Raw genomic sequence first — 22,927 nt, 5'->3', positions numbered from 1 at the left:
GCCGTGCAAGTCACGGCCACCCCGGTCGGGACCATCGGCCCCCGGGGCACCATCGAGACCGACAGCCACCGCAGCGGCCTCACGGCCTTCCGCACGGTCACCGGCAGGCCCACCCGGTGGTGGAACGTCGCCGCCCGCATCAGGGGCGGCGGGCGATCGACGGCCGACGCCACCCGGCTCGTGCGGGGCGGGCACTTGCCCGTCCAGGTCGTACGCGGCTCCCCCGGAGCCCTCGTCCACGAGGACGTGGCCCGTGGGCGGGCCGGCCAGTACCGCGCGTACCGCGGTCAGGAGGTCGGGGGCGACATGGGCGGCGGCCCTCGTCTCCTCGGGGCGGGTGCGGTCGTTGGGGACGAGGATGCCGTGGGCGCCGGCGCGTTCGGCGGCCTCCATGTCGGCGGCGATGTCGCCGATGACGACGCAGTCGGCGGGGCCGGCGCAGACGCGGCCGGCGGCCCAGAGGATCATGCCGGGACTCGGCTTGCGGCAGTGGCAGCCGTCGTCGGGGCCGTGCGGGCAGACGGCCCACACGTCGAAGGGGCCGACGAGTTCATCGATCCGCCGGTTGACGTGGCGGACGTCGGCGTCGGTGATCAGGCCGCGGGCGACGCCGGACTGGTTGGTGACGACGCCGACGCGGATGCCGTGTTCGCGCAGCAGCGCCACCGCCTCGCGGGCGCCGTCGACGGGGCGGACCCGGCCGGGGTCGCCGTTGTAGGGCACGTCGTGGACGAGGGTGCCGTCGCGGTCGAAGAGGACGGCCTTGACGGGGCTCATGCCGCCACCTCCCGCCAGGCGGGCGCGGAGCGGTGCCGCCACTCGCCGGTCAGCCGGTGCCAGGTGGCGGCGGGCGGGATGAGGGCGCTGGTGGTCAGCATCGTGACGATCTCGTCGCGGCTGCGCGGTCCGGGCGCGATGCGGGCCCAGGCGAACTCGGCGGTGCCCGCGGCCCAGCCGAGCCCGGCGACCGCGGCGACCCGGGGGCGGCCGGCGGCGGCGAGGGCGAGGGCGGCGAGTCCGGCGGCGGTGATCGCCGCGTGGCGGCGGATGCGGCCACGGGGGGCCACCGCCTTGGCCCACCAGTCGGGGCCGTGCAGCCGGCGCATCAGCGCGTCGTCGGCGTTGCCGCGCTGCTGCTTGAGGGACACCCAGCGGGAGGCGTCGCGCACGGGGTGGCGGGTGGTGCGGCGGCCCCGCCGGATGCGCCAGCCCGCGTCCAGGACGCGCAGCGCCAGGTCGGCGTCCTCGCGGAAGGCGCGGGGGAAGCGTTCGTCGAAGCCGCGCACCTGCTTCAGCACGTCGGTCCGGTAGGCCATGTCGGCGGTGATCCACCGGGCCTGCGCGAGGCCGGCGGTGCCGCGCTCCCAGTCGGTGGGGCGGCGTTCACCGGGCAGCGGCACGGCGATCACACCCTGCACGGCCCCGGTGTCGGGGGCCGCCTCGGCGAGGTCCTGGACCAGTTGGTCGCACCAGTGCGGGCCCACCTGGACGTCGTCGTCGAGGAAGGCGGTCCAGGGCGAGGTCACCGCGCGGATGCCGGTGTTGCGGGCGGCGGCCGGACCCCGGCCCCCGCTGCGCAGCACCACCGTGCGCTCGCGCAGGTCGCCCAGGACGCTCAGGGGGTGTTCCAGCGCGGCCGGGTCGGCGTCGGGTCCGGGCCGGTCGTCGACGAGGACGATCTCGTCGGGGCCGGGACCGGTCGCGGCGGCCAGCGCGGCCAGGCAGTCGGCCAGCGTCTGGCGGGCGAGCGTGGGGACGACCACGGCGTAGCCGGTCATGGCGCCGCCGGTCACGGGATCGCCGCTCATCCGAACGCCCTCCCCCGGCGCACCGCGAACGGGCCGATGGCCAGCAGGTCCACCGGCGCGGAGCCGAAGCACTCCAGGGCGTCGCGCGGGTCGTCGACCATGGGCCGCCCGGCGGTGTTGAGGCTGGTGTTGACGACGACGGGCAGTCCCGTGCGCTTCTCGAACGCGGCCAGCATCCGCGCGACCAGCGGCTCGCGGCGTTCCTCGACGGTCTGGATGCGGGCGGTGCCGTCGACGTGGACGACGGCCGGGATGCGGTCCCGCCAGGCGGGGGCGACGTCGTGCACGAAGAGCATGTACGGGCTGGGGACCGGGCCGGTGAAGATGTCGGTGGCGCGGTCGGCCAGCACCATCGGCGCCACGGGCCGGAACTCCTCGCGTCCCTTGACGTGGTTGAGGCGTTCCAGGTTCTCGGCTCGGCCGGGGTGGGCCATCAGGGAGCGGTGCCCGAGGGCGCGGGGCCCGAACTCGCTGCGGCCCTGGAACCAGGCGACGACGCCGTCGCGGGCCAGTTCCTCGGCGACCGTCTCGGCGATGTCGTCGGGCTCCTCGTAGGGGATCGCGGCCGTCTGAAGCCAGGCGCGGATCTCGTCGTCGCTCCAGCCGCGGCCGAGGTCGGCGCCGGGCATGGGTTCGGGGGCTGCGCCCTCCTGGGCGGCGGCGACGTGCAGGGCGCCGCCGAGGGCGGTGCCCGCGTCACCGGCGGCGGGCTGCACCCACACGTGGCGGTACGGGCCGCGCGCGGCGATCTTCGAGTTGGCGACGCAGTTCAGCGCGACGCCGCCCGCCATGGTGAGGGCCTGTCCGCCGGCCTCGCGGTGCAGCCAGTGGACGAGTTCGAGGAGCAGTTCCTCCAGGACGGCCTGGGTGCTCGCGGCGAGGTCCGCGTGGTCCTTGGTCCAGTCCTCGCCCTTGGCGCGCGGCGGCGCGAGGGCCGCCCAGTCGACGCCGTGGGCGCGAAAGCCGCCGTCGCCGGTGGCGTGGACGCGCTCGCGCAGCTGGTCCGCGAACCGGGGTTTCCCGTAGGAGGCGAGGGCCATCACCTTGTACTCGTCGCTGCTGCGCAGGAAGCCGAGGTGCTCGGTCAGTTCCTCGTAGACGAGGCCCAGCGAGTGCGGGAGCGCCTGCGTGGCGAGGGTGTCGAGCTTGCCGTCGCGGTAGCGGCCGGCCAGGTGGGAGGCGGACTCGCCGCGTCCGTCGAGGACGAGGACGTCGTTGTCGGGGTGCGGTGAGGCCGGTCCGGCGGAGGCGGCGTGTGCCACGTGGTGCGGGACGAAGACCACCTGGTCGGGGTCGAGGCCGGGCAGCGCCTCGGCGAGGAACTCGGGCGCCCGCCGGGCGTACTCCAGCCGCAGCGGGTCCCAGGGGTCGTCGAGGCCCATGTCGCGGGCGGGCCGGGCGAGCCCCGGGTCGAAGGAGTACGCGACGGCGTCCAGCTCCTCCGGCCGCACCCCGGCGTGCTCCAGGCACCACCGCGCCGACAGCTCCGGCACCTCCCACGCCGAGAACGGCACCGGCCGCTTGCCGTGCTTGCGGCGGCTGAAACGCTCTTCCTCGGCGGCCGCGACGGTCCGGCCGTCGACGACGAGCGCGGCGGCCGGGTCGTGGAACAGGGCGTTGATACCAAGGATGCGCATGGGTGGTGCTCCGTCCCGGGCGACTGCTGGGGTCTCTCCGACTTCTGTGGTCTCTGCCGTCTCGCGGGTGCCGCAGGGCGGCTGGGTCAAACACTTGGAGACAGCTCACTTCCAGGAATGAACGGACATGTCACGCAGTGTGATGGTCTGCGGGTCCGCTCCAGGGGCTTACGCGGCGACGGAGTGCGCGAACCAGCCGATGGTCCGCTCCAGCCCTTCGCTCCAGCCGACCCGCGGCTGCCAGCCGAGCCGTTCCCGGGCCAGGGTGGTGTCGGGCTTGCGTCGGCCGGGGTCGTCCACGGGGCGGTCGACGAAGCGGATGCGGGAGCCGGAGCCGGTGAGCTCGACGACGCGGCGGGCCAGCTCCAGCATGGTGATCTCGTCGGCGCCGCCGATGTTCACCGGCCCGGTCTCGCCGGACGCGGCCAGGGCCAGGACGCCCTCGACGGTGTCGTCGACGTAGCACAGGGAGCGGGTCTGGCCGCCGTCGCCGGCGACGGTGAGCGGCATGCCGTCCAGGGCCTGGGCGATGAAGGTGGGCACGGCACGGCCGTCGCCGGTGCGCATGCGGGGGCCGTACGTGTTGAAGATCCGCACGATGGCGGCGTCGGTGCCGTGCACCTGGCGGTGGGCGGTGACCAGCGCCTCGGCGAAGCGCTTGGACTCGTCGTAGACGCTGCGCGGGCCGATCGGGTTGACGTTGCCCCAGTACGTCTCGCGCTGCGGGTGCTCCAGCGGGTCGCCGTAGACCTCGGAGGTGGAGGCGAGCACGAAGCGGGCGCCGTCGGCGCGGGCCCGCTCCAGGGCGTTGCGGGTGCCGGTGCTGCCGACGTCGAGGGTCTGAAGCGGCAGCCGCAGGTAGTCGGCGGGCGAGGCCGGGCAGGCGAAGTGCAGGACCAGGTCGAAGCGTCCGGGCAGGCGGCGCAGGGCGGCCGGGTCGGTGGCGTCGGCGTGGACGAACCGGAAGCCGCGGTGCCGCTCCAGTTCGGCCACGTTGGCCCGGGAGCCGGTGGCCAGGTTGTCGAGGCACACGACGTCCGTGCCGGCGTCGAGCAGCCGGCCGCACAGGTGGGACCCCACGAATCCGGCGCCGCCGGTCACCAGGGCCCGTCGCCAGAAGCTTCCGCTCACCGGGCCGCCGCCCACGGGGCTCTCGCTCACGAGGTCCTCCTCACTCTCGGCGTCACTTGCGTGTCGCCTGAGTAACCCGGTGAGGACCCCCACTACCTCGAACACACATTCGACAGGGTCACTATAAACTGCGTATATACTCGCTGTGTATAGTCCTCGCATGCTTTCGCTGACCAGGAAGATGACGAAAACGGGGACCGGGTTGCGCGCCGCCGCGACCTTCGCGGCGGCCGCCTCACTGACGCTCGCGCTGAGCGGCTGCACCAAACTGGAGACGACCTCGCCCAGCTCCGTCCGGGGCGCGGCCGGTCCTCAGGCGCGGGCGGCCGAATTCGGCACCGTCGACTGCCGCCGCACCAAGTGCATCGCGCTGACCTTCGACGCCGGACCGAGCGAGAACTCCGCGAGACTGCTCGACATACTCAAGGAGAAACAGGTCCCGGCGACCTTCTTCCTGCTCGGCAAGCGGCACATCGACACCTATCCCGAACTTGTCAGGCGCATGGCCGACGAGGGACACGAGGTGGCGAGCCACACCTGGACCCACAAGATCCTCACGGACGCCGAGCCGGAGGAGATACGCGAGGAACTGGAGCGCCCGAACAAGGAGATAGAGCGCCTGACCGGGAAGCGCCCCACCCTGATGCGCCCGCCGCAGGGCCGCACGGACGACACGGTCCACGAGATCTGCCGCGAGCTGGGGCTGGCGGAGGTGCTGTGGAGCGTGACCGCGAAGGACTACAAGACGAACGACTCCGACCTGATCACGGAGCGCGTGCTGGACCAGTCGTCCCGGGACGGCATCATCCTGCTGCACGACATCTACGACGGCACCGTCCCGGCGGTGCCCGGGATCATCGACGCGCTCAAGGAGCGGGGGTACGCGTTCGTGACGGTGCCCCAGCTGCTGGCGCCGGGGAAGGCCGAACCGGGCAAGGTCTACCGCTAGAACCAGGGCCTGTCCGACAATCCCCGTCGTCGCCCGAAGGGCGGCCGCGCGGCGTCAGGTGCGTGCTCTGGGGCCCCGGCCGGAGGCTGAGGAGTGCCGGCCCCAGACCCGCGTACTGGCCGTGCTCGGGTCTGGGGCCGGTGCGGCGAGAGTGCGTGCACGGCGTCGCGCGGCAGACGGCATTTGTCCGACAGGCCCCAGGGCACGCCGGTCAGGGCGTGGATTCGCCGGTCGCGGTCCTTACGATCGTCGCGTGGTCATCTTCTCGCTCGAACGCACCGCCCCGCTCCCCCTGGGCGAGGCCTGGCGCAGGCTCACCGCGTGGCGGCGGCACGGCGACTCCGTGCCGCTGACCCGCGTCACCGTCGCCACGCCGGGCCCCACCCGAACGGGCACGGTGATCGTGGCCCGCACCGGCGTCGGCCCGCTCGCCTTCGACGACCGGATGGAGGTGACCGTCTGGGAGCCGCCTCAGGACGACTCCCCGGGCCGGTGCCGGCTGGACAAACGCGGCCGGCTGGTCGGCGGCTGGGCCGAGATCGAGGTGCGGCCGGGGCCCGGCGGACGCAGCCGGGTCGTGTGGCGCGAGGAGCTGACGGTCCGTCTTCTTCCGTCCGCCTTCGACGGTGTCCTGGGCCGCGCGGGACGGTACGTCTTCGGCCGCACGGTGAACCGGCTGCTCCGGCACCCGTGAACCACCGGTGGCGCACGGGGGACGGGACACGGTCGGGCCGGCGCCGCACGTCCCGCGACGACCGTTTCCCGCGTACCGTGCCGGCATGTCTCTCAGAGCGCGCACTTGCGTCCAACTGTCTCTCTCGGGTGCCCTGTTGAGCCTGGCGGTGGCGGCGCCGCCGGCCTCGGCCGGGCACGGGCACGCCGTGCCGCTGCGCGTCGCCACGTACAACATCCACGCCGGAACGGGATCGGACGGAGTCTTCGACCTCGACCGCCAGGCCGCCGCGCTGCGCGCCCTCGACGCGGACGTGATCGGCCTCCAGGAGGTCGACGTGCACTGGGGCGGGCGCAGTCAGGGCCTCGACGTCGCCGAGGAGCTCGCGCGGCGGCTCGGCATGCGGGTGTCGTTCGCGCCGATCTACAGCCTCGACCCGGTGGAGGCGGGCGGCCCCAGGCGTGAGTACGGCGTGGCGGTGCTGTCCCGCTTCCCGGTCCGCTCCGCGGAGAACCACGAGATCACGCGTCTGTCCACGCAGGACGAGAACCCGGTGCCGGCCCCGGCGCCCGGCTTCGGGGAGGTCACCCTCAAGGTGCGCGGGGTGCCGGTGCAGGTGTTCGTGACGCACCTCGACTACCGGGGCGACCCGGCGGTGCGGGTGGCCCAGGTCGCCGACACACGGCGGATCATGGCGCGGGAGCGGGCGGAGCTGCCAGGTGCCCGGCAGGTGCTGCTCGGCGACTTCAACGCCGAGCCGTCGGCGCCGGAACTCCGGCCGCTGTGGCGGGAGCTGGACGACGCCGGGGCCGGGACCGGCGGCACGTATCCGGCCGCGGCTCCCGTGAAGCGGATCGACTACGTGGCGGTGGGCGAGGGCGTGCGGGTGCGGGGCGCCTCCGTGCCCGAGGAAGCGGTGGCCTCGGACCACCGGCCGGTGGTCGCTGACCTGACCCTCACCAGGAAGGGACCGGGACGGGACTGACGTGCCGGAGGGGGCGGCCTGACGAGGGGCGGCCTGACGGGGGGCGGCCTGACGGGGCGGGCTCAGGCCACCGAGCCGATGCGGCCCGCCGGGGACGCCGGACCGTCGTGGTGGATGGGGGTGCGGGCGCCGGTCAGTGCGGCGCCCGTACCGCCGCGGCGGGCCGCGACGATCTCGGCGGCGATGGACAGGGCCGTCTCCTCCGGGGTGCGGGCGCCGAGGTCGAGGCCGATCGGGGACCTGAGGCGGGCCAGCTCCAGGTCGCCCACGCCGGCCTCCCGCAGGCGTGCCTCCCGGTCCAGGTGGGTGCGGCGGGAGCCCATCGCGCCGACGTACGCCACCGGCAGCCGCAGCGCCAGCTCCAGCAGCGGTACGTCGAACTTGGCGTCGTGGGTCAGGACGCACAGCACCGTACGGGCGTCCACGGACGTGTGCGCCAGGTACTCGTGCGGCCACTCGACGACGATCTCGTCCGCGTCGGGGAAGCGGGCCCGCGTCGCGAAGACGGGGCGGGCGTCGCACACGGTGACGTGGTGGCCGAGGAACTTGCCGGCCCGTACCAGGGCCGAGGCGAAGTCGATCGCACCGAAGACGATCATGCGGGGAGCGGGTACCGACGACTCGACCAGCAGGGTGAGCGGTGCCCCGCGGCACGAGCCCCGCTCACCGGTCTCCAGCGTGCCGGTGCGGCCGGCCTCCAGGAAGGCGCCCGCCTCGGCGGCCACCGTGCGGTCCAGCTCCGGGTGGGCGCCGAAACCACCCTCGCGGGAGCCGTCCGGGCGGACGACGAGCGCGCGGCCCGTCAGCTCCGCCGGACCGCTCACGATCCGCGCCACCGCCGCCGCCTCCCCCCGGGCGGCGGCGGACAGCGCGGTCGCGAGCACCGGCCTGGCGGGAGAGTCCGCCCGCACCGGCACGACCAGGATGTCGACGGCCCCACCGCAGGTCAGGCCCACGGCGAAGGCGTCCTCGTCGCTGTATCCGAACCGCTCGAGCACGGTCAGGCCGTCCTGGAGGGACCGCCGGCACAGCTCGTACACGGCCCCCTCCACGCAGCCGCCGGAGACCGAGCCGACCGCCGTGCCGTCGGCGTCCACCGCGAGGGCGGCGCCGGGCAGGCGCGGGGCGCTGCCGTCGACGGCCACCACGGTGGCCACGGCGAAGTCGCATCCCTGCTCGACCCACCGGTTCAGCTCCTCGGCGATGTCCAGCATCCGTCGGTCTCCTCGCACTGCTCGTACTGCCCGACTCCTCGTACGGCGGTGGTGGAAGGGTTCCCGCCGAGGCGGCTAGTGCACCCCCATCCAGCTCTCGATCGGGTTGAGGGCGAAGTAGACGATGAAGATCACCGTCAGGCCCCACATGAACGCGCCGATCTCCCGGGCCTTGCCCTGGGCGACCTTGATGGCGACGTAGGAGATGACACCGGCGGCGACACCGGTCGTGATGGTGTACGTGAACGGCATCAGGACGACGGTCAGGAAGACCGGGATCGCGGTGGCCCGGTCGGCCCAGTCCACGTGCCGGGCGTTCATCATCATCATCGCGCCGATGACGACCAGCGCCGCCGAGGCGACCTCCTGCGGCACGATCGCGGTGATCGGTGTGAAGAAGAGGCAGGCCGCGAAGAACAGGCCGGTGACGACCGAGGCGAGCCCGGTGCGGGCGCCCTCGCCGACGCCGGTCGCGGACTCCACGAAGACGGTCTGGCCGGAGCCGCCCGCGACACCGCCGATGGCACCGCCGGCGCCGTCGATGAACAGCGCCTTGGACAGGCCCGGCATGCGGCCCTTCTCGTCGGCGAGCTTGGCCTCGGTGCCGACGCCGATGATGGTGGCCATCGCGTCGAAGAACCCGGCCAGCACCAGCGTGAACACGATCATGCCGACCGTCATCGCGCCGACGTCGCCCCAGCCGCTGAACTCCAGCTCGCCGAAGAGCGAGAAGTCGGGCATGGAGACCGCGCTGCCGTGCAGCTCGGGGGCTCCGTTGGCCCACTGCTTGGGGTCGATGACGCCGGTGGCGTTGAGCAGGGCGGCGACGACGGTGCCGGTGACGATACCGATCAGGATGGCGCCGGGGGTGTTGCGCGCCTGGAGCATGAAGATCAGGAGCAGGGTGCCCGCGAAGAGCAGCACGGGCCAGCCCGCGAGTTCGCCGACGGGGCCGAGCTGGAGCGGGGTCGCCTTGCCGGCGTGGACGAAGCCGCCCTTCACGAAGCCGATGATGGCGATGAACAGGCCGATGCCCATGGTGATGCCGTGCTTGAGCGCCAGCGGGATCGCGTTCATGATCATCTCGCGCAGCCCGGTGACCACGAGCAGCATGATGACCACGCCGTACATCACGCACATGGCCATGGCCTGGCCCCAGGTCATCTGGGGGACGACCTGTCCGGCGAGCACGCCGGACACCGAGAGTCCGGCGGCCAGGGCGAGCGGCACCTTGCCGATGAAGCCCATGAGGAGCGTGGTGACCGCCGCGGCGAGCGCCGTCGCGGTGATCACGGCCTTCTGGCTGAGGGTGTTGCCCGCGACGTCCTCGCCGCCGAGCAGGATCGGGTTGAGCAGGACGATGTACGCCATCGCCATGAAGGTGGTGATGCCGCCGCGCACCTCACGCGCGACCGTCGATCCCCGGTGGGTTATGTGGAAGTACCGGTCGAGCCAAGACCGGCCGGAGGGGACGCGGGAACCCGCGCCCGCGTCCTCGGCGGTGGTCTTGGGCTCCACGGACTGCTGGGTCATGGGGCCGTCTCCCAAGGTTCATAGGGGCACCCGCGCGAGCCGCTGGGGCGGCCGCGGGATTTGGGATGTGCACGACGACCCGGGGGACGGCCCGAGACGAACGCATGGTGTGGTGCTGGGTCCGCGAGCGGTGCGGACCCGGGTTGTGCTCCGGGCGGCGCGGAGTGTGTGACGTTCCGTGCGCCGCCCGGAGGTCTGGTCACGCCGTACCGGTGAGGTGTTCCGGCCGTACCGGCGTGCGGTCGAGCGCCGGCCCGGTCGCCTCCCCGACGGCCGCGAGGACCGTCGGGGTGGACGAGGGGGCGGGGGTCTCGCCGACGCCGCGCGGCCCGTACGGCACGTGGTCGTCGGCGAGTTCGAGCACGTCGACCGGGATCGTCGGCGTGTCGAGGATCGTGGGAGGCGGGTGGTCCGTGACGGAGGAGTTCCTCACCTCGGCGGTCTGCGGGTCGGCGACGATCTCCACCGTCACGTCCGTGCCACCCGCGATCGGCGCAGCGGCGGGGTGCTCGGCCTTCGCGCCGAGCACCACCACCCGGCTGGCGGGGCGAAGGAAGTCCATGACCGGCTCTCTTCATCGTCGTCTGGCGGGTGTACGGATCAAGCCAATCCCGGTGCTGCGGGCCCGGCTCGTTCATGTGCTGTTCATGTGGAGTGGGCCCAGTACACCGCCCGCCGCTCCACCAGGGTCAGTCGCAGAAACACTGAAGGAGTTGGCTGGCCAGGGAGGTCATCTTGTAGATTCGTATGAATGGAGGCTCTCGGTAACCTCCTCGCTTTCCTCCGGAAACGGGCGACACAGCCGCGTGACCTGGAACACTTCGAGACAAAGAACGGCGGCGACGAGAATGCGGCTGCGCGCACTGCTGGACACCGACGCGCTGGGCCTCAAGCTGCTCGGCGGCGAGGGCGAGCTGGACCGCTCCGTGCGGGGCGTGATGACCACCGACCTGCGGGACCCCAGCCGCTATCTGTCGGGCGGCGAGCTGGTCCTGTCCGGCTTGGCCTGGCGCCGGGACGCCGACGACTCGGAACCTTTCGTGCGCATCCTGGTGCAGGCCGGCGTGGCCGCGCTCGCCGCCGGTGAGGCGGAGCTGGGGAGCGTGCCCGAGGATCTGGTGGTGGCGTGCGCGCGGCACCGGCTGCCGCTGTTCGCGGTGAACGAGTCGGTGGCCTTCGCGACCATCACCGAGCACGTGGTCCGGCAGGTCTCGGGCGAGCGGGCCGGGGACCTGGCGGCCGTGGTGGACCGGCACCGCCGGATGATGACCTCGGGCCCGGCGGGCGGCGGCCCGGACGTGGTCCTGGACCTGCTCGGCACCGACCTGGACCTGCGCGCCTGGGTGCTGTCGCCGACCGGGCGGCCGGTGGCCGGCCCGAAGGACGCGGGCCCCGCCCTGCCCGCCGAGGTGTGCGCGAAGCTGGCGGCGGAGCACCTCGCCGCCACCCGCGCGGGCCGGCGCGCGCCGCACCGGGTGCCGCTGGGCGGGACGACGTACAGCCTCTTCCCGGTACGCGGCTCGGGGCATCCCCCGGCGACGGCCGCCGCGGGGCGCGCGCCGCAGGCGGCCGTGCCCGGACGGGACGTGCGCGAGACGGTGCTCTCCGACTGGCTGCTGGTGGTGGAGGCGGACGCCGGGGACTGGGCCGAGGAACGGCTCGACCTGCTGTACGGCGTCACCCAGCTGATCGCCGTCGAGCGGGACCGGCGGGACGCGGCGCGCACGGTGCGGCGGCGGCTCGCGCAGGAGGTGCTGGAGCTGGTGCAGACGGGCGCGGCACCGGCCGAGATCGCTGCCCGGCTGCGGGTGGCGGCGCCGGTGCTGCTGCCGGGCCTGGGCGCGGCCCCGCACTGGCAGGTGGTCGTGGCCCGCGTCGAGTGGGAGGAGGACGCGGAGACCGGGGCGGTCGCCCAGACGCTGCTGGAGGAGATCCTCGTCGACCCGCTGGCCACCGGACCCGAGCACTCCGACCGCATCGCGGTGGCGCACACCGGCGGCGAGGCCGTCGCCCTGGTGCCGCTGCCGGCGGTCTCCACCGAGCACGACGGCTCGGAGACCGGCATCCTCGCGGACGCGCTGCTGGAGTCCGTGCGGGAACCGCTGTCGGCCGGGCTGGACGGCGACGGGCGGGTCACCCTCGGCGTCAGCGCGGCCGTCCACTCGGCGGAGGGGCTGCGCGGCGCGCTGGAGGAGGCCCGGCACGCGCGCCGGGTCGCCGCGGCCCGCCCCGGCCGGGTCTGCGCGGCCGGCCACCAGGAGCTGGCGTCGCACGTCCTGCTCCTGCCGTTCGTCCCCGACGACGTCCGCCGGGCCTTCACCGCCCGGCTGCTGGACCCGCTGCGGGACTACGACCGCCGCCACCGCGCCGAGCTGATCCCGACGCTGGAGGCCTTCCTCGACAGCGACGGCTCCTGGACGCGCTGCGCCACCCGGCTCCACCTGCACGTCAACACGTTGCGCTACCGCGTCGGCCGGATCGAGCAGTTGACGGGGCGTGACCTGTCGCGCCTGGAGGACAAGCTGGATTTCTTCCTGGCCCTGCGCATGAGCTGAGGCGCGAGCCGCACAAGTCGGCTTCCCGGCCGCCAAACCTCGGCGCCGGGAAGTCCCACGACTTTGTGAAATCTTTCACCCATCCCCTTGGCCGGGCCACCGCATCCGTGCTGAGATGCCGCCACCACTCGTGAGCTCGATGGCGTGCTAAGGGGAGGGCGACGTGGCGCATTCCGCCATGGCTGGTTCTGGTTGGGGAACGACCGAAGGTGACGATCCGCTCCAGACGGCCGTGTGGCGGTTGCGTTCGCGCGCCTGCTGGGCCGACGCGGCGGCACTGCTGGAGCCGGTGACCGCGGCGACCGCGTTGCAGCGGACGGCGCTGCTGGTGGAGCGGTGTCTGTACACCGAGCAGGGGTGGGCGGACGCCGAGGACGCGCTGCGCACCGCCGAGGCACTGGCCCACAGCGACGACGAACGCGGCGCCGCCGCCTGCGAACGCGGGCAGCTCGCGTACGCCGCGACCGTGCACGGGGTGCGCGACCGCTCCGACGAGGCGCGGGCCGCGCTGGGCCGGGCGGCGGCGCTCATCCCTCCGGGGGCGGCGGGGCGGGCGCTGCTGGACTTCCGCCGCGGGCTGCTCGCGGAGAACCTGACCCGGTCGCCGCAGGCCGCCCGCGCGGCCTACCGGCGGGCCCACGCCGGCGCGACCGCGCACCCCGATCCGCTGCTGCAGTCCTTCACTTGGCGGCACCTGGCCGGACTCGCCCTGCGGGAAGGGGAGTTGGCCGAGGCCCGGCACGGCTTCGCCGAGTCGCTGCGGATTCGGGAGGAACTGGGCTACCTCGTCGGTACGGCACCGGCGCTGGTGTCGCTGGCCGACGCGGAGTCCGAACCGGAGGCGTCGCGGCTGAGGGAGGAGGCGCGACGCCTGTTCCGGCTGCTGGGCGGGGTACCGACATGGCTGGCCCGACACCTGACACCGCCGGCGACCGGCGCGGCGACGGCCTGACCACGGTGGCGGCGGGTACGAGGTCCGTCAGTGGCATCTGCTTGTTCACCACTTCACCGTTTCTTTCCAGTGCGCAGGAATGGGTCTTGGACCCATTCCTGCGCACTGCGGGCACCCCGAACGGTGTTGGGTGCCCTGGTCGCCCGTGTTCGCTCCGTGTCCGGCGGCACGGATCGTGTCCATGGTCCGGGAATACGGGGGCGGGATCCCTCACGCCCGGGAGCATGTCGGTCGGCCTGGACGGTCCGATGCCCGCATCCATCGCTCTGGTGGGTGCGGGGCGGTGCCGTCCGACGCCGGACCGGAAAGCCCTGGGCGCGTCGCCCGATCGCGATGCTCGCCGCATCGTGCCGAGTCGTTTTACGAGTAGTGCTGGTCAGCGGCTTCTGCCAGTGGTGGGCGCCCCACTTGCTGGTGTAGGCGGGGTCGACGGCGATGACGGTGACGCCGGTGGCGTCGGCCATGGAGGTCAGACGGGCCCGCAGCCGTCCGGTGGGCATGCCGGAGATCAGCTGCCGGAACCGCTTCCGGCCGCCGTGCTTCTCCCGGGTCTTCTCGGCGGCGAAGTCCAGGTCCTCGACCGCGATCGCCTTCACACCGCATGTCCGGGCCCAGTGCAGGAGCCGGGTCAGAGCGTGGCGGACCTGCGCGTCACGGTGCTCGGCCGGTCCGGTGAGGTCGTAGAAGAACCGGCGGGGGTTGCCGGTCGGGTTGCCGTGGACGTCCAGGCACCAGGCGGCGAGGTGGTCGGCGTTCATGTCGACCCCGACCACCCCCTCCGCCAGCGCCGCAGCCAGGGGGAGGGCGGGGGTGGCGGGTTTCTGCCAGGACGCGGTCACATACCAGCGGCCACGCTGGACGTCGTGATGGATGCGATAGGCAACAGCCCGGTTCGCCGTGACACGGTCGGCCCACTCCTCCCCCCGGTGCGCGAACCGGGCCCGCCCGGTGAGGACGTACCGGCCGTGCGCCGCGTTGGCCAGATGGGCGAGCGGAGCTGGGAGGCGGATGCTGACCTCACCGTCCGGGCTGATGCGGACCGTCTCGTTCCCGAACCGTTTCCCGGACTCCCCGTCGGCTTGCAGAAACCACCGTTCGGCTTCCCACCGCGCACGCCATGCCGTCTCGCTGAGTCCGGCTGCCGCCAGGTGATGCCGTGCGCGGGCCAGCCGCTTGCCGCCCCGCACCACACGCACCCGCCCAGCCTTCCAGTCCGCGCGCGCCCGCTGAAGACGGTCCTCCAGCACCCGTAGGCGCCGGGCCTTGGCATGCCACTCCCGCCGACTGCGATACCCACCCGGCCCGCCCTTCGAGCCCTTCTCGCCCACGGGCAGAGACAGCCGGTGCCGCAGGGTCCGCACCCCCGCCTCCAAAGACTGGAGGTGCGCGTGGGCACCACGGCGGGCCAGTGCCCATTGATCATGAGTGGCCTTGGTGATCGCACCCGCCCACCGGGCCGACGATTGAGGTGTCAGCGCCCGCTTGCGCACCGCCCAAGCCGCAGCGCCATACCCCAGGCCGTCATTGCAGCGCGCCTTCAGGTCACTGGACGCCAGCGAGCCCAGATGCGCGCCGACCTGCCGCAACATCTCCACATCCCTGGCGGTGAGCTGCTTGAGCCGGGTCCGCACCGCCACCCCCGACGGTCCCGGCACGACGAACGGCGCCGCAAGCTGCCGCAGACCACCCATCCCACACCCCCGCTCAGCCGTGTCCCCGCGCCTGCTCCACTCAACGACGACCACCCACCACAGGTCACGCATTCGACAGACGGACTTCCGTTCCCGCGGGACATGGAGCCCTCTGGCCTAACCTCCGTACTCACTCATTCAAGCCAAGACACACTCGTGCGCAGTCAATGTCAGCGACTCCCGCCCTCTCGGGCAGGGCGGGAGACGAAGACTGGACGGACGACGGTCAGAAGGCGGCGCGGCGCTGGCAGGCCACGCAGTACCGCGTGTAGGGGAGGATCTCCAGCCGCTCCCCCGGCACCGGCTTGCCGCAGCCCAGGCAGGCACCGTAAGTGCCGGCGTCGATACGGGCGAAGGCCGCGTCGATCTCCTTGAGCACCCGCGCGATCGCGTCCTGCTGGGCGGACATCAGCTGGTCGTCCGCCTGGCCGCTCTCCCGGAGGGCCTGGAGCTGGGTCATACGGGTGCTGCGGGCGTGCTCGAGGCGCTGGCGTGCCTCGTGAGCGGTCAGCCGCTCGGGGCGGGGTTCGATGCGGGAGGCGTCGAGCGACACGGTGCGTCCTTTTCTCGCAAGGTTCTGCGGGTACTTCCCGGAAGGTTCTGCGGGTACTTCTCGCAAGGTTCTGCGGGTACTTCTCGCAAGGTTCCGCGGGTACTTCTCGCAAGGTTCCGCGGGTACGGCGAGCGCCGGGCCGATCGGACCCGGTCAGCCTCAACCATGGCTGCGGCTGCCGGAGAAACCCATCGGGCGCAGACCCCATTTGCCGGGGGCCGCGGGATCCACTCGGCGGTGTGCCGGGACCCACGTATGGGTGTGCCGCAGCCCGGAAATGGGGGTCGGACCCCATCGACCCGGCGGCGCCCGGCGAGGGACGCTGGTCGCTTGCTCGGTCGCGACCAGGGTCCGCTTCGCCGGACGGGTCCCTGGACCGCGGCTCCCACCGAGGGTGCGCGATGACCGACAGTGGAGGCGTACCAGTCGACGCGTCGCAGAAGGAGGCGTACCCCCCGGTGTCCCTGTTCTGGCGGATCTTCGGGCTCAACTCGGTGGTGCTGGGCTTCGCCACGGCACTGCTGCTGTGGGCACCCGTGACCGTCTCCGTGCCGGTGCTGCTGACCGAGGCGGTCGTCCTGGTGGGCGGCATGGCCGTCATGCTGGTGGCCAACGGCGCCCTGCTGCGCTGGGGTCTGGCGCCCCTGGACCGGCTCACGAAGCTGATGACCACCGTCGACCTGCTGCGTCCCGGCCAGCGGCTGCCGGTGTCCGGCGGCGGCGAGGTGCCCGAGCTGATCCGCACATTCAACGCGATGCTCGACCGGCTGGAGCACGAGCGGGCCACGAGCAGCGCCCGGGTGCTGCTCGCCCAGGAGGCGGAGCGCCGCCGTATCGCGCAAGAGCTGCACGACGAGGTCGGGCAGAGCATGACCGCGATCCTGCTCGTGCTCGGCCGCGCCGCGGACGACGCCGACCAGCCGTTGCGCGAGGAGTTGCTGCAGGCGCAGGAGATCACCCGGGAGAGCCTGGACGAGGTGCGCCGGCTGGTGCGCCGCCTGCGGCCCGGCGTCCTGGACGACCTCGGGCTGATCAGCGCGCTGTCCTCGCTCACCCACGACTTCGCCACCCACACCGGGCTGCGGGTCGTGCGCCGCTTCGACGCCGGCCTGCCCGCCCTGGACCAGGAGACCGAGCTGGTCCTCTACCGCGTGGCGCAGGAGAGCCTGACCAACGCGGCCCGCCACGCGGACGCCGAACGCGTGGAGGTGAGCCTCGGCCGGGCCGACGGCGCGGTGGCCCTCACCATCACCGACGACGGCCGGGGCACCGCCGAGGCGGTCCGCGAGGGCGCCGGCATCCGCGGCATGCGGGAGCGGGCCCTGCTCATCGGCGCCACCCTCGACGTCACCTCGGCAACCGGCGCCGGCACCAGCATCCGGCTCACCGCACCCGTCCCCAGGAAGCAGCCCTGACCATGTCCGACCCCTCCCTGTCCGACCCGTCGCTGCCGGAACCGGCCCCGTCGGCCCCCTCCGGCACGTCCTCGCCCGACCCGTCGAGGATCCGCATCCTGCTGGCCGACGACCACGCGCTGGTGCGGCGCGGGGTGCGGCTCATCCTCGACCGGGAGCCGGACCTGGAGGTCGTCGCCGAGGCCGGGGACGGGGCGGAGGCCATCGGCATGGCCCGGGCGCACGCCGTGGACCTCGCGGTCCTGGACATCGCGATGCCCCGCCTGACCGGGCTCCAGGCCGCCCGTGAGCTGGCCGCGCTGAAGCCGGGGCTGCGCATCCTGATGCTGACGATGCACGACAACGAGCAGTACCTGTTCCAGGCGCTGAAGTCGGGGGCCTGCGGATACGTCCTGAAGTCCGTCGCCGACCGCGATCTGGTCGCCGCCTGCCGGGCCGCGGTGCGGGACGAGCCGTTCCTGTACCCGGGTGCGGTGACCGCCCTGATCCGCAACTTCCTGGACCGGGTCCGGCACGGCGAGGAGAACGCCGACCACATCCTCACCCCCCGGGAGGAGGAGGTCCTCAAGCTCGTCGCCGAGGGCCACTCCTCGAAGGAGATCGCGGAGATCCTCTTCATCAGCGTCAAGACCGTCCAGCGGCACCGGGCGAACCTCCTCCAGAAGCTCGGCCTGCGCGACCGCCTGGAACTGACCCGGTACGCCATCCGCGCCGGGCTCATCGAGCCCTGACCCGCCCAGCCGACCGCCCCAACTCACCAACCCGCCAACCCACCAACCACACGAAAAAGGGACGGTGCATGCGCCCCACACCTCGCACCGCCCCCGGTCACCGCCTCGCCGCGACGCTCACCGCGCTGCTGGCCGTCCTGCTGACCCTGGTCCCGGCCGGGCCGCTGGCCGGTGCGGGCCTGGCCCTGCCGGGGACGGTCCCCGCGGCGACGACCGTCCCCCACCCGGACACCGGTTTCCACGCCGACGACGGGTGCGCCACCTCCTGTGCCACCCAGGCCAGGCCCCGGCACGACCACCTCGCGGAGCGCACGGCGCCCCCGGACCGCCTCGCGACGGCCGCGCGCCCCGCGGGCGTCGCCCCCTCCGCTCACCGGCGGACCACGGCGCCGTCCGGCTCCGTGTCCGTCTCCCCCGGCCGCACGAGCCACGACCGTGGACGGGCGCCTCCCGCCTCCTCCGGCACCTGAGGCACCCGTACACCCCATTCCTTCTCTCGCCGCCGGCCGCGCTGGGCCGCTGCCGCGGCGTGCCTGCCGGAGGCCCGTGTTGAAACGTTCCCGTCCCCGCTCACGCCCCAACTCCCTGAGGGGCCGGGCGCTCGTCGCCCTCCTCGTGATGGCCGGCGCCGTGGCCGTCGCCCTGACCATGCCGGTCCGCCTCGGGCTCGACCTGCGCGGCGGCACCCAGATCGTGCTGGAGACCAAGTCCACCAAGACCACCAAGGCCGACCGCGAGGCCACCGACCGCACCGTGGAGGTGCTGCGCGGCCGCATCGACGCGCTCGGCGTCGCGGAGCCGACCATCGTCCGCTCCGGTGACAACCGGATCGTCGTCGAGCTGCCCGGCGTCCAGGACCCGAAGCAGGCCGCCGACGTGCTGGGCCGCACCGCACAGCTCACCGTCCACTCGGTGCTCGGTGCGGCCGAGGGCACCGAGAAGGACCCCGGGTCCGGGTCCGGTGCGGAAGGCGAGCGCGTGCTGCCCGACGAGGACGGACAGCCCCTGCGGCTGAAGACCGCCTCGCTCACCGGTGAGGACGTCAAGGGCGCCGACGCCCGCTTCGACCAGCAGGGCGGCGCCGGCTGGCTCGTCACCGTGGACTTCAAGGACGCGGGCGGCGACCGCTGGGCGAAGGTGACCGGCGAGGCCGCCTGTCACCCGGCCGGCGACCCGCAGCGCCGGGTCGCCATCGTGCTCGACGACAAGATCATCTCCTCGCCGCAGGTCGACCCCTCGGTGACCTGCGGGGCGGGCATCGCCGGCGGCTCCACCCAGATCACCGGCTCCTTCGACGACGCCGAGGCCCGCGAACTGGCGCTGCTCATCAAGGGCGGCGCCCTGCCCGTGCCGGTCGAGACCATCGAGCAGCGCACCATCGGCGCGACCCTGGGCGACGAGGCCATCTCGGCCGGTGCGTGGGCCGCCGTCATCGGTACCGCGCTCACCGCGCTGTTCATCATCGTCGTCTACCGCCTGATGGGCGCCCTCGCGACCCTGGCCCTGCTCTGCTACGGCCTGATCTCCTACGCCGCGCTGGCCGCGGTCGGCGCCACCCTCACCCTGCCCGGCCTGGCGGGCTTCGTGCTGGCCATCGGCATGGCGGTGGACGCCAACGTCCTCGTCTTCGAACGCGCCCGCGAGGAACAGGCCTCCCGGACCCGCCCGAGCACCCGCTCCTCGCTGACCGCCGGGTTCCGCAGCGCCTTCAGCGCGATCGCCGACTCCAACATCACCACGCTGATCGCCGCCGCCCTGCTCTTCTTCCTGGCCTCCGGGCCGGTGAAGGGCTTCGGCGTCACCCTGGGCATCGGTGTCCTCGCCTCCATGGTCAGCGCCCTGGTGATCACCCGGGTGCTCGCCGAGTTCGCGGCGAGCCGTCCGGCGGTCTTCCGCCGTCCCCACATCACCGGCATCTCGACGACCGGTCCGGTCCGGGACGCGCTGCTGCGCCGCGACCCGTTCCTGATGCGCCGACCGCGCCGCTGGCTGGCCGCTTCCGCGCTGGTCATGGTGGCGGCCGGTGCCGGCATCCTGGTCCGCGGCCTCGACTTCGGCATCGAGTTCACCGGCGGACGGCTGATCGAGTACTCCACGGCCACCCAGGTCGACGCCGACCGGGCCCGGGACGCCCTCGCCGACGCGGGCTTCCCCCGCGCCGTCGTCCAGTCCTCCGGCGACGGCGACCTGTCGGTACGCACCGAGGAGCTGACCGACGCCGAGGCGGAGAAGGTCACCGAGACCGTCGGCGGGCTGGGCGGTGAGACCGAGAAGGTCCGCGACGAGCTGATCGGCCCCAGCCTCGGCGAGGAGCTGAGACGGGACGCCCTGATCGCCCTGGGCCTGGCCCTCGGCGCGCAGTTGCTGTATCTCGCCGTCCGTTTCCGGCTGCTGTTCGGCACGGCGGCGGTGGGCGCGCTCGCTCACGACGTGGTCATCCTGGTCGGCGTCTTCGCGTGGCTGGGCAAGCCGATCGACGGGGTGTTCCTGGCCGCGCTGCTGACCGTGATCGGCTACTCGGTCAACGACTCGGTGGTCCTCTTCGACCGCATCCGGGAACTGCTCGCCGGCAAGGACCGCAAGACGCCGTTCGCCCGGCTCACCAACCGGGCGATCCTGCAGACCCTGCCGCGCACGGTCAACACCGGTATGGGCGCGGTGCTCATCCTCGCCTCGCTGGCCCTCCTGGCCGAGGACTCGCTGACGGACTTCGCGCTCGCGCTGCTGATCGGCGTGGGGGTCGGGACGTACTCCTCGGTGTTCACCGCGTCCCCGCTGGCCGTCGAGATGTACGACCGAGGCAACGGGTCCCGTCGCTCCCGCCGCAGGGGACGGACCGCGGAGAAGACGGTGCCGGCGAGCCGCACCGAACGGCAGGAGGTGTCGTAGGCGGCCCGCCCCTGCCTGGGGGAACGCTCAGGGCACCGCCCTCGAGCGCTCCCCCACCATAGCCCGCACCACATCCATGATCAGCGGCGACCAGCCCGGCCACCGATGGCCCCGGCCCACGGCCACCAGATCACCAGCCACACCAACGAGCTGTTCGTCACCCGGCCCACCCTCCCCGGGGGTAGGACTCAGGGCGCCGCGCCGAAGTGCTCCCCCACCAGGGCCCGCACCACGTCCTGGTCGCCGGCGATCAGCGCGTCCAGCAGTGCCGTGTGTTCGTGCGCGTCGGCGATCAGGTCGGCCCGCCCCCGCCCCGCGGGGGTCCCGGCCCGCGGCCACTGGGCGCGACGGTGCAGGTCGCCGGCGACGCCGACGAGCTGTTCGTTGCCGGCGAGCGAGAGCACCGCGCCGTGGAAGGCGCGGTCGGCCTCGGCGTAGGTCGCCGGGCAGCCGGACGACGCGGCCCGGACCGTGGCCTCGGCGAGCGGCCGCAGCCGCGCCCACCGCTCGGCGGGCACCGTGCGGGCCAGGCGGAGCCAGACCGGGGCCTCCAGCAGCGCCCGGACCTCGGCGAGCTCGGCCAGTTCCCGGTCGCCGCGCCGGACGACGCGGAAGCCGCGGTTGGGGACGACCTCGACGGCGCCCTCCACGGCCAGCTGCTGCATGGCCTCGCGCACCGGCGTGGCCGAGACGCCGAACCGTTCCCCGAGCGCGGGCGCCGAGTAGACCTCGCCGGGCCGCAGCTCCCCGGCCATCAGCGCGTCGCGCAGGGCGTCGAGTACCTGACCGCGCACGGAGGAGCGCTGGACGAGGACACGTGGCCGGGGCGCGGGGGGTTCGCCGTGCGTGTGCTCACCGCGCACGGCCCCGCCCGGCTCCCCGGCACCGCGGGCCCGCCCGTCACCACCGTCCCGGCGCTCACCGCCGTCCCGGCCCGGCTCCCGCTGCTCCCGGTCCACGTCCACGGCACCGGGCTGCGCCGGGACCCGCGCCGCCCCGGACGCTCCCGACGACGCCACGGACACCGCCGACGCCCCCGACACGGCGGACGCCCAAGACCCCTGCGCGCTCGGCTTCACGGGTCCTCCCGGGGGACGTGTCGGTACTTGAGGTCATTACGGCGGGTTGTCACTTGTCCGTCAAGCACCATAAAGGCACCGGCCGCCAGTTCAAATCCCGAGGATCTTCGGTAAGGTAAGGCTTACCTCAAGTTGCCCGTTCGTTCCGACGTGGATCGGTGGTCCCGCATGCCTGTCACCCGCACGGCCCTCACGGACGCCTACGCGCGCCTGACCGAGGTCCTTCCGGGGCTGGGCGTCACCGAACTGGACCCGGCCGGCGAGGTCCCGGCCGGCGGCGGCTGGGTCGCGGCCGGCTCGCTCGCCGAGGGCGGCGCGGAGCTGGAGGCGTTCCTCGCCTGGGACGACGCCCAGGTGCTGCGGGACTACGGGCAGCGGGCCCGCCCGGACGTCGTGGCGAGCTTCGGTCTGCACCGGTACGCGTGGCCGGCCTGCCTGCTGATCACCGTGCCGTGGTTCCTGCACCGCCGGGTCCCCCGCTACCCCGCCACCCACGTCGCCTACGACCGCTCCGCCGCGGGTCTGCCCCTCGGCCGGATGGCCGTGCGCCCCGCCGGCTTCGCCTGCCTGCCCGGCGACCCGGCCGCCGCCCTGCCCGGCGCCCGCGTGGTCGCCGACGAGGAGGCGCTGCGGGTGGAGGTGCGGGCGGCGGTCGCCGAGCACCTGGAGCCGGTACTGGCCGGATTCGGCCCCCGGATGCGGCGGCGCGGACGCGCCCTGTGGGGCATGGCGACCGACGAGGTCGTCGAGGGCCTCTGGTACGTCGCCCATCTGCTCGGCGAACAGGAGCGGGCCCGGCACGAGCTGGAGCTGCTGCTGCCGGGCGCGACCAAGCCGTACGTCGGCGACGCGGCGTTCCGCGAGCTGACCGGACCGGACGGCGAACCGCTGCACACCCGGGACCGTGCGAGCTGCTGCATGTTCTACACGGTGCGCCCCGAGGACACCTGCGCGACCTGCCCGCGCACCTGCGACGCGGACCGCGTCGGCAAGCTGCTCGCCACGGCGGGCTGACCCGCCCAGGCGGCGCGGGTATTTCTCCCGGAACCACCCGCACGGGTGGTCTTAATCGAACTCATCTCACGCTCTCTGCAAGGCAGTTCGAGCGGAACACCGCCCTGGGCACCCCCTC

At 73.6% G+C, this 22,927-nt stretch carries 18 protein-coding genes and 2 pseudogenes; 10 read left to right on the top strand and 10 right to left on the bottom strand.

Annotation, left to right across the window (positions count from 1 at the left end; genetic code table 11):
- Positions 1-231: 231 nt before the first annotated feature.
- The 4 genes and pseudogenes from M6G08_RS18725 to M6G08_RS18710 all read right to left on the bottom strand — a co-directional run.
- Positions 232-777 (bottom strand): annotated as a pseudogene (locus tag M6G08_RS18725) (D-glycero-alpha-D-manno-heptose-1,7-bisphosphate 7-phosphatase); the annotation flags it as partial.
- Entirely contained in the window at positions 774-1,808 is a 1,035-nt protein-coding gene (locus M6G08_RS18720) for a glycosyltransferase (RefSeq protein ID WP_272588306.1), read from the bottom strand. The pseudogene M6G08_RS18725 and the gene M6G08_RS18720, both read right to left, overlap by 4 nt.
- A complete protein-coding gene (locus M6G08_RS18715; RefSeq protein ID WP_272588305.1) occupies positions 1,805-3,445 on the bottom strand; it encodes a carbamoyltransferase family protein in 1,641 nt (546 codons plus the stop codon). The genes M6G08_RS18720 and M6G08_RS18715 overlap by 4 nt, the downstream gene beginning before the upstream one ends.
- Before the next feature lie 168 nt (positions 3,446-3,613).
- Entirely contained in the window at positions 3,614-4,606 is a 993-nt protein-coding gene (locus M6G08_RS18710) for a UDP-glucuronic acid decarboxylase family protein (protein WP_272588304.1), read from the bottom strand.
- Positions 4,607-4,736: 130 nt separating this feature from the next.
- Between M6G08_RS18710 and M6G08_RS18705 the strand changes: the two genes are divergently transcribed.
- The 3 genes from M6G08_RS18705 (at position 4,737) to M6G08_RS18695 (ending at position 7,183) form a co-directional block, all read left to right on the top strand.
- A complete protein-coding gene (locus tag M6G08_RS18705) occupies positions 4,737-5,525 on the top strand; it encodes a polysaccharide deacetylase family protein (RefSeq protein WP_443048842.1) in 789 nt (262 codons plus the stop codon).
- Positions 5,526-5,778: 253 nt separating this feature from the next.
- Entirely contained in the window at positions 5,779-6,219 is a 441-nt protein-coding gene (locus M6G08_RS18700; protein ID WP_272588303.1) for an SRPBCC family protein, read from the top strand.
- An 85-nt stretch (positions 6,220-6,304) separates the two neighbouring features.
- A complete protein-coding gene (locus tag M6G08_RS18695; protein WP_272588302.1) occupies positions 6,305-7,183 on the top strand; it encodes an endonuclease/exonuclease/phosphatase family protein in 879 nt (292 codons plus the stop codon).
- A gap of 62 nt (positions 7,184-7,245) precedes the next feature.
- Here the strand turns inward: M6G08_RS18695 and M6G08_RS18690 are convergent, their stop codons facing one another.
- From M6G08_RS18690 to M6G08_RS18680, 3 genes and pseudogenes are all read right to left on the bottom strand, one after another.
- Positions 7,246-8,397, bottom strand: coding sequence for an XdhC family protein (locus M6G08_RS18690; protein ID WP_272588301.1), 1,152 nt, complete (start codon positions 8,395-8,397; stop codon positions 7,246-7,248).
- Between the two features lie 75 nt (positions 8,398-8,472).
- Positions 8,473-9,930 (bottom strand): NCS2 family permease, encoded by a 1,458-nt coding sequence (locus tag M6G08_RS18685; protein ID WP_272588300.1) that lies wholly within the window; start codon positions 9,928-9,930, stop codon positions 8,473-8,475.
- Positions 9,931-10,129: 199 nt separating this feature from the next.
- Positions 10,130-10,411: pseudogene (locus M6G08_RS18680) on the bottom strand (xanthine dehydrogenase subunit D); the annotation flags it as partial.
- A 367-nt stretch (positions 10,412-10,778) separates the two neighbouring features.
- Between M6G08_RS18680 and M6G08_RS18675 the strand changes: the two are divergent.
- Positions 10,779-12,485, top strand: coding sequence for a PucR family transcriptional regulator (locus M6G08_RS18675; RefSeq protein WP_272588299.1), 1,707 nt, complete (start codon positions 10,779-10,781; stop codon positions 12,483-12,485).
- 163 nt (positions 12,486-12,648) lie between these two features.
- Positions 12,649-13,437, top strand: a complete 789-nt coding sequence (locus M6G08_RS18670; RefSeq protein WP_272588298.1) for a hypothetical protein — start codon at positions 12,649-12,651, stop codon at positions 13,435-13,437.
- A gap of 53 nt (positions 13,438-13,490) precedes the next feature.
- Here the strand turns inward: M6G08_RS18670 and M6G08_RS18665 are convergent, their stop codons facing one another.
- Positions 13,491-15,128 carry a transposase gene (locus M6G08_RS18665; protein ID WP_272588297.1) on the bottom strand — a complete coding sequence of 546 codons (1,638 nt, stop codon included), beginning with the start codon at positions 15,126-15,128 and terminating at the stop codon, positions 13,491-13,493.
- 226 nt (positions 15,129-15,354) lie between these two features.
- Positions 15,355-15,681: a TraR/DksA family transcriptional regulator gene (locus tag M6G08_RS18660; RefSeq protein WP_272588296.1), complete on the bottom strand. Its 327-nt coding sequence runs from the start codon at positions 15,679-15,681 to the stop codon at positions 15,355-15,357.
- Positions 15,682-16,139: 458 nt separating this feature from the next.
- On the opposite strand from M6G08_RS18660, the gene M6G08_RS18655 reads away from it, so the two are divergent.
- The 4 genes from M6G08_RS18655 to secD all read left to right on the top strand — a co-directional run bounded on the left by M6G08_RS18655 (position 16,140) and on the right by secD (position 20,716).
- Positions 16,140-17,096: a HAMP domain-containing sensor histidine kinase gene (locus tag M6G08_RS18655; RefSeq protein WP_272591373.1), complete on the top strand. Its 957-nt coding sequence runs from the start codon at positions 16,140-16,142 to the stop codon at positions 17,094-17,096.
- Positions 17,097-17,098: 2 nt separating this feature from the next.
- Complete coding sequence (locus M6G08_RS18650; RefSeq protein ID WP_272588295.1) at positions 17,099-17,827, top strand: response regulator; 729 nt, start codon at positions 17,099-17,101, stop codon at positions 17,825-17,827.
- A 68-nt stretch (positions 17,828-17,895) separates the two neighbouring features.
- Positions 17,896-18,297, top strand: a complete 402-nt coding sequence (locus M6G08_RS18645) for a hypothetical protein (RefSeq protein WP_272588294.1) — start codon at positions 17,896-17,898, stop codon at positions 18,295-18,297.
- 79 nt (positions 18,298-18,376) lie between these two features.
- Positions 18,377-20,716 (top strand): protein translocase subunit SecD, encoded by a 2,340-nt coding sequence (gene secD / locus M6G08_RS18640; RefSeq protein WP_272588293.1) that lies wholly within the window; start codon positions 18,377-18,379, stop codon positions 20,714-20,716.
- Positions 20,717-20,904: 188 nt separating this feature from the next.
- Here secD and M6G08_RS18635 read toward each other — a convergent pair whose 3' ends face one another.
- Positions 20,905-21,795, bottom strand: a complete 891-nt coding sequence (locus tag M6G08_RS18635) for a GntR family transcriptional regulator (RefSeq protein WP_443048841.1) — start codon at positions 21,793-21,795, stop codon at positions 20,905-20,907.
- A 168-nt stretch (positions 21,796-21,963) separates the two neighbouring features.
- On the opposite strand from M6G08_RS18635, the gene M6G08_RS18630 reads away from it, so the two are divergent.
- Complete coding sequence (locus M6G08_RS18630; RefSeq protein ID WP_272588292.1) at positions 21,964-22,809, top strand: (2Fe-2S)-binding protein; 846 nt, start codon at positions 21,964-21,966, stop codon at positions 22,807-22,809.
- Positions 22,810-22,927: the final 118 nt, after the last annotated feature.

It is taken from the genome of Streptomyces sp. M92, assembly GCF_028473745.1.
Classification (GTDB): domain Bacteria; phylum Actinomycetota; class Actinomycetes; order Streptomycetales; family Streptomycetaceae; genus Streptomyces.
Note: the sequence above shows the minus strand (reverse complement) of the source record. Positions and strands in the feature narration are given on the sequence as shown.